Annotated in this window: 6 protein-coding genes and 1 pseudogene; all 7 read left to right on the forward strand. The window is 41.6% G+C overall.

Translation table 11 applies throughout. From position 1 onward, the window contains the following. Window positions 1-53: 53 nt before the first annotated feature. Entirely contained in the window at window positions 54-992 is a 939-nt protein-coding gene (miaA, locus tag EDD69_RS13810; RefSeq protein WP_132949495.1) for a tRNA (adenosine(37)-N6)-dimethylallyltransferase MiaA, read from the forward strand. Window positions 993-1,025: 33 nt separating this feature from the next. Further along, a complete protein-coding gene (gene hfq, locus EDD69_RS13815) occupies window positions 1,026-1,250 on the forward strand; it encodes an RNA chaperone Hfq (RefSeq protein ID WP_132949496.1) in 225 nt (74 codons plus the stop codon). A gap of 134 nt (window positions 1,251-1,384) precedes the next feature. After that, window positions 1,385-2,314, forward strand: coding sequence for a stage V sporulation protein K (spoVK, locus tag EDD69_RS13820; protein WP_132949497.1), 930 nt, complete (start codon window positions 1,385-1,387; stop codon window positions 2,312-2,314). 158 nt (window positions 2,315-2,472) lie between these two features. Beyond that, entirely contained in the window at window positions 2,473-4,032 is a 1,560-nt protein-coding gene (locus EDD69_RS13825) for a fatty acid--CoA ligase (RefSeq protein WP_132949498.1), read from the forward strand. A gap of 11 nt (window positions 4,033-4,043) precedes the next feature. Continuing rightward, a complete protein-coding gene (locus tag EDD69_RS13830) occupies window positions 4,044-5,192 on the forward strand; it encodes an acyl-CoA dehydrogenase family protein (protein ID WP_132949499.1) in 1,149 nt (382 codons plus the stop codon). Between the two features lie 11 nt (window positions 5,193-5,203). Continuing rightward, entirely contained in the window at window positions 5,204-6,322 is a 1,119-nt protein-coding gene (locus EDD69_RS13835; protein ID WP_132949500.1) for a CaiB/BaiF CoA transferase family protein, read from the forward strand. 84 nt (window positions 6,323-6,406) lie between these two features. After that, window positions 6,407-6,549 (forward strand): annotated as a pseudogene (locus tag EDD69_RS15600) (IS110 family transposase); the annotation flags it as partial.

Here is a 6,549-nt window from a genome sequence, read left to right on the forward strand (position 1 = left end):
TTGGGTATAATAAATGAGTGATACATAATCGCATAGAAAGTAGTGGTTCGTTCATGGGAGAGAAGTTGGTTGTTCTCATTGGACCGACGGCGGTCGGGAAGACAAAAATGAGCATTGAACTAGCGAAACGGTTGAACGGAGAAATTATTAACGGAGATTCGATGCAAGTATATAAAGGAATGGATATTGGCACAGCGAAAATTCGTCCTGAAGAGATGGAGGGGATTCCTCACCATTTATTTGATATAAAAGAGCCGTGGGAATCTTTTTCGGTCGCTGAGTTTCAAACGTTAGCTCGATCCCTTGTGGATGAAATAACATCTCGTCGGAAGCTGCCAATGATTGTCGGTGGAACAGGTCTTTATATTCAATCTGTCATTTATGACTATCAATTTTCTGATGTACCATCGAATCCTCAATATCGTAAATATTTAGAAGAGCATGAGGATAAATATTCTCTTTATGAAAAGCTAAAAGAAATTGATCCTGAAAGCGCTGAGCGCATTCATCCAAATAATGTTCGTCGCGTCATTCGCGCATTAGAAATTTATCATTGCACCGGGAAAACGATGACGCAATGGTTAAGTGAGCAAAAAAGACAATTGGTGTACGATGTCGCTTTGATCGGTTTAACGATGGAACGTGAAAAGCTGTATCGTCGTATTAACGAACGGGTAGACCAAATGATTGCGCAAGGATTAATTGATGAAGTAAAGGCGTTGTACAAACGAGGCATTCGCGATTGTCAATCGATTCAAGCAATCGGCTATAAAGAGCTGTACGCTTATTTTGATGGGATTCTTTCCTTAGAAGAAGCGATTGAACAGCTTAAACAAAATTCACGGCGTTATGCCAAACGTCAATTGACATGGTTTCGGAATCAAATGCCTGTTCAATGGTTTGATATGAGTGAAGAAGAAAGATTTGACGAAAGAGTAGATGAAATTTTATCCTACATTGCAGGAAAGTTCAATTTAAAAACGAATATATAACATTAACGTAGAGAGAAAAGAGGAGGACGACTCATGAAAAATACGATCAATATTCAAGATCAATTTTTAAATCAATTACGCAAAGATGGTGCACCAGTGACCGTGTTTTTGCTCAACGGGTATCAATTGCGCGGACTCGTCAAAGGATTTGATAACTTTACTGTCCTTTTGGAAGTGGATGGAAAACAACAGTTGATTTATAAACATGCCATTTCAACGTTTGCTCCGCAAAAAAATGTAAAAGTAGAGATGGAATAATAAAAGAAAATCGCTCGCTCTAAACAAGGGTGAGCGATTTTTTTGTTCTACATGTTGGGCGATTGTCACAAAATAAATAAGGAAAGCGTATATTGTTAGAAGAAGGGATGAAGTGAAAGAGAGGTGACGATGCTTTGTCCGAACTAACGATGAAGCAAACAAAAAGTCAAATCAATATCGTGTTAAATGCCAAAAACATCAATTATTTACCGAAAGAAGAGAAACAAGAACGGATTGATTATAAACAACATACCGTTTTAAAAGAAATTCAAAAAGAACTTGATGAATTAATCGGTTTAGGTCAGGTCAAAAAGTTAATTAAAGAAATATATGCTTGGCTATATATTAATAAAGCGCGCCAAGAAAACGGGTTAAAAGGGAATAAGCAATCATTGCACATGATTTTTAAAGGAAATCCTGGAACAGGTAAAACGACTGTTGCAAGATTGCTTGGAAAGTTATTTTTAGAAATGAGCGTGTTATCGAAAGGGCATTTTATTGAAGCGGAGCGGGCGGATTTAGTTGGCGAGTATATCGGTCATACGGCGAATAAAACGCGCGATTTGATCAAAAAGGCGCGCGGTGGAATTTTATTTATTGATGAGGCTTATTCGCTAGCGCGCGGCGGCGAGAAAGATTTTGGAAAAGAAGCCATTGATACGCTTGTAAAAGGGATGGAAGATTTTTCTGATGACTTAGTTGTCATTTTGGCCGGATATCCCGCGGAGATGGACTATTTTTTATCATTAAATCCCGGACTGCCTTCACGTTTTCCGCTCATGCTTGAATTTCCTGATTATACAGCAGAAGAACTCGTCCAAATTGCAAAATGCATGCTTCATACGCGCGAATATGAATTCACGCAAGATGCGGAGCGAAAATTGCGTGAACATATCGAGGAGATGTTGTTGTTAGGAGCGGAAAGGAAGTTTAGCAACGGTCGCTATGTTCGAAATTTAATCGAAAAAGCCATACGAAAGCAAGCCGTTCGCTTGTTGCACGAAGGACGTTACGATAAAAAAGAATTAATGCTGATTCGTGAACGGGACTTAGTAATTGAATGATGAGAGAAAGGTTGACATGACCTTTCTTATTTTTTTGTGATTTCAAGAAGGATTTTCGTGTGTGATCGGGAATTATTTCAAAAAAATTAATATTTTTAATTTTATAAAAATAACATTGTAATCGTTTGTTTGTAAAAAGTGAGAGGAGGAGTGAGAACTTGTACGTCACGATTGGTGAAGTATTTTCACAAACAGTAAGAAAATTTCCTAGAAAGGAAGCTCTTGTCGATATAAGAAGAGAGCTTCGTTATACGTATGAACAATGGGAGACGAAAGTAAACCGGTTAGCGAATGCATTCATTGCAGCTGGCGTGAAAAAAGGGGACCGTGTTTCAACGGTCTTATTCAACACGAGTGAACTCGCGACGGCCTTTTTTGCGTGCGCTAAAATCGGGGCAATTTTTAATCCGATTAACTTTCGTTTAAAGGAAAAAGAAATCGCTTACATTTTGGAGGATGCGGCTCCGAAAGTTGTGCTGTTTGAAAAAGCGGTCGAGCCCCATATCACAAGCATTCATGAAGCATTTCCTCACATTTCATTTTGGTATATTGATGAAGATGTGCCAACCTACGCAACGAACTACTATGAACGCGTAAAACAAGCTTCAGCAACATCTCCTCGCATCGACGTATCAGAAAACGATATTTACGCGATTATGTATACAAGCGGAACAACGGGAAGACCGAAAGGAGTGATGCATCGTCATCGCGACATGATTGAACAAAGTCTTATTTGTAATTCCGTTATGCGAATCCGCGAAACAGACCGCGGTCTTGTATGTGCCCCGATGTTCCATTGCGCGGAATTGCATTGCTGTTTCTTGCCGCGCGTTCATGCAGGAGCGACCAATGTGATCCTTCATCATTTCGACCCAAAACAAGTATTGCGCGTGATTGAACAAGAAAAAATTACGTTTTTGTTTGCCGCACCGACCATGTGGAACATGATTTTACAAGAGCGGCTTGAAGATTATGACTTATCATCGCTTCATGTAGGATTATACGGCGCTGCGCCAATGGCGCCTGTTCTCGTGAAAGAATGCAAGGAGCGATTAGGGATTGATTTGATTCAAGCGTACGGAATGACGGAAATGGGACCTGCTGTGACATTTTTATTGGAGGATGAGCAATTGACAAAAGCTGGTTCAGCCGGACGTGCTTGCTTAAATCATGAAATTCGTATCGTGAAGCCGAAAGAAGACGGTCCATCCGATCCCGATGATGTGCTGCCGCCGGGGCAAGTCGGTGAAATCATTATGAAAGGCCCATGCATGATGGCCGGCTATTACAATCGTGAAGAAGCAACCGCAAAAGCGATGTACAAAGGCTGGTATCATTCCGGCGATTTAGGATATATGGATGAAGAAGGCTATTTATATGTCGCTGATCGCGTTGATGACATGATTATTAGCGGTGGGGAAAACGTTTACCCGCGCGAAGTAGAAGATGTTTTGTACGAACATAAAGGCGTGCTTGATGTTGCTGTTCTTGGAGAACCGGATGAAAAATGGGGCGAAAAAGTTGTCGCATTTGTCGTGAAAAAAGATCCGCATTTAACGGCAGAAGAGCTCGAGCAATTTTGTAAAAATAGCGATCGATTAGCTCCTTACAAACGCCTGCGCACCTATTATTTTGTTGAAGCGTTGCCGCGAAATGCAAGCGGGAAAATTCAAAAATTTTTGCTTCGTGAGCAAGTAAAAAAAGCAGCTCAATCGTAAGGGGGAGACAGATGACAGCCACATATTTACGCGAAGAGCATGAAATTTTTCGTGATGCCTTTCGCAAATTTTTAGAAAAAGAAGCTTATCCGCATTTTTCAGAGTGGGAAAAGCAAGGAATCATTCCGCGTGAGTTTTGGAGAAAAATGGGGGATAACGGTTTTCTTTGCCCGTGGGTCGATGAAGCGTACGGCGGATTGAACGCTGATTTTGCCTATTCTGTTGTGATAAACGAAGAATTAGAGAAAGTTGGCTCAGGCATGGTCGGGATTGCCTTGCATAATGACATTGTCGTTCCGTATATTGCCGATTACGGAACGGAAGAACAAAAAAGAAAATGGTTGCCGAAGTGCATCTCGGGTGAAATCATTACCGCTATTGCGATGACAGAGCCGGGAGCAGGTTCGGATTTATCAGGAATTTCCACAACAGCGATCAGAGAGGGCGATCACTATATTGTCAATGGGCAAAAGACGTTTATTACCAATGGCATTCATGCCGATTTGGTGATTGTCGTTTGTAAAACCAATCCGCATGCCAAGCCGGCTCATAAAGGAATCAGCTTGCTCGTCGTCGAGCGAGATACTCCTGGATTTACGCGCGGGAGAAAGTTAGAAAAAGTTGGGCTTCACGCCCAAGACACAGCGGAATTATTTTTTACAGACGCGAAAGTTCCTGCTGAAAATTTGCTCGGGGAAGAAGGAAAAGGATTTTATTATTTAATGCAAAAACTGCAACAGGAGCGTCTCGTTGTGGCGATTGCTGCTCAAACAGCGGCAGAGGTCATGTTTGACTTAACCAAACAATACGTGAAAACTCGAACCGCGTTTGGACAAAAAATTAGTCAATTTCAAACCATTCAATTTCGCCTTGTCGAAATGGCGACAGAAATCGCATTAGGGAGAACGTTTCTGGATGATGTCATTGAACAACATATGCACGGGAGAGATGTTGTGACAAAGGTGTCGATGGCTAAATGGTGGATTACGGAAATGGCAAAACGGGTGGCAGCTGAATGTATGCAGCTTCATGGCGGCTACGGCTACATGGAAGAATATGAGATTGCTAGACGTTACCGTGACATTCCTGTAAGCGCGATTTATGCTGGAACGAACGAAATCATGAAAACCATTATTGCCAAAAACCTTGATTTAGTTTAGGGGGTGATCGATTGCTAGATGGTATCAAAGTTTTGGATTTCTCTCACTATCTTCCTGGCCCGTTTGCAAGCCTTCGCCTCGCTGATTTAGGCGCGGAAGTTGTGAAAGTCGAACCTTTGACTGGCGACTTGGCGCGTTCACCAACGGGAGATCGTTCTTTTCACTATATATTTGAAGCGAATAATGCAAACAAAAAAAGCATTGCGCTTGATTTAAAAAATGAAATGGATTTGCAAACGGCTAAAGATCTCATAAAGCATGCCGATATCGTCATCGAAAGCTTTCGGCCGGGGGTCATGAAACGGTTAGGTTTAGGGTATGAAGACGTGAAATCGATGAATGGCAAGGTTATTTATTGCTCCATAACCGGATACGGACAGGAAGGAAAACTATCATCTTTTGGAAGTCATGACATCAATTATATGTCATTGAGCGGTGTATTAGCTCAACTCAAAGACGCGAGCGGAAGGCCTGTCCATCCTTCCATGACGTTCGCTGACTTAATTGGCAGCATCGTTGCGGTCGAGCAAATTCTTGCCGCTCTTTATCATCGTGAACGAACGGGAAAAGGAACCTATATCGATCTTTCCTTGTTAGACGGACTGCTTGCGATGATGAACAATCATTTGGTTATTGAGCATTATACCGGAAAGAGAAACGGGGTCGAACAGCTCGCTGGTACAATCGTTTCCTATTATATATATGAAACGAAAGACGGACGGTACGTCAGTCTTGCTGCGTTGGAAAGGAAATTTTGGGAAAATTTTTGCCTCGCTGCCGGGAAACGAGAGTGGGTCGAATATCATCATTCTCCTGCTAGCGAAGAAAATACGGTTTTTCAAGAAATGAAGAATTGGTTTAAAACAAAAACGCTTCAAGAATGGATCGCGCTTAGCGAAACCGTCGATTGTTGCCTCACTCCTGTTTTGGAAACGGACGAGGTGAAAGCGTGGTTTTCTAAAGAAGATTACCGAAAAATGATTCACGTAAACAAGGAGCGGATCGATATCGCTACCCGTTATGACGATCGTATTTTTGCAAAAAGACATCGTGCGCCGCAATTAGATGAGCACCGACAAGACGTGATGAAAAATTTAATAGAGGAGCATTCCTGTAATGAGGAAAAATGAGGTTTGAAACAAAAAAAGTCCCCTTGGTATGATACAGGGTGTCAAGGCCTTGACCCCTAACTAATAAACCAAGGAGGACCTAATATGAATTATAACCGAAATTCGAAAATTAGACAAATCACTGAACAAACATTAATCATTGGCGTTGATATCGCGAAACACAAACACGTGGCAAGAGCTCAAGATTACCGGGGATTCGATCTATCGAAGGCCGTTATAGTTGAAAA

The sequence above is a fragment of the Thermolongibacillus altinsuensis genome (assembly GCF_004341205.1).
In the GTDB taxonomy this organism is placed as follows: Bacteria; Bacillota; Bacilli; order Bacillales; family Anoxybacillaceae; genus Thermolongibacillus; species Thermolongibacillus altinsuensis.

Coding starts and splice junctions, on each gene's coding strand:
- miaA (WP_132949495.1), top strand. CDS start 54: ATGGGAGAGAAGTTGGTTGTTCTCATTGGACCGACGGCGGTCGGGAAG.
- hfq (WP_132949496.1), top strand. CDS start 1,026: ATGAAAAATACGATCAATATTCAAGATCAATTTTTAAATCAATTACGC.
- EDD69_RS13830 (WP_132949499.1), top strand. CDS start 4,044: ATGACAGCCACATATTTACGCGAAGAGCATGAAATTTTTCGTGATGCC.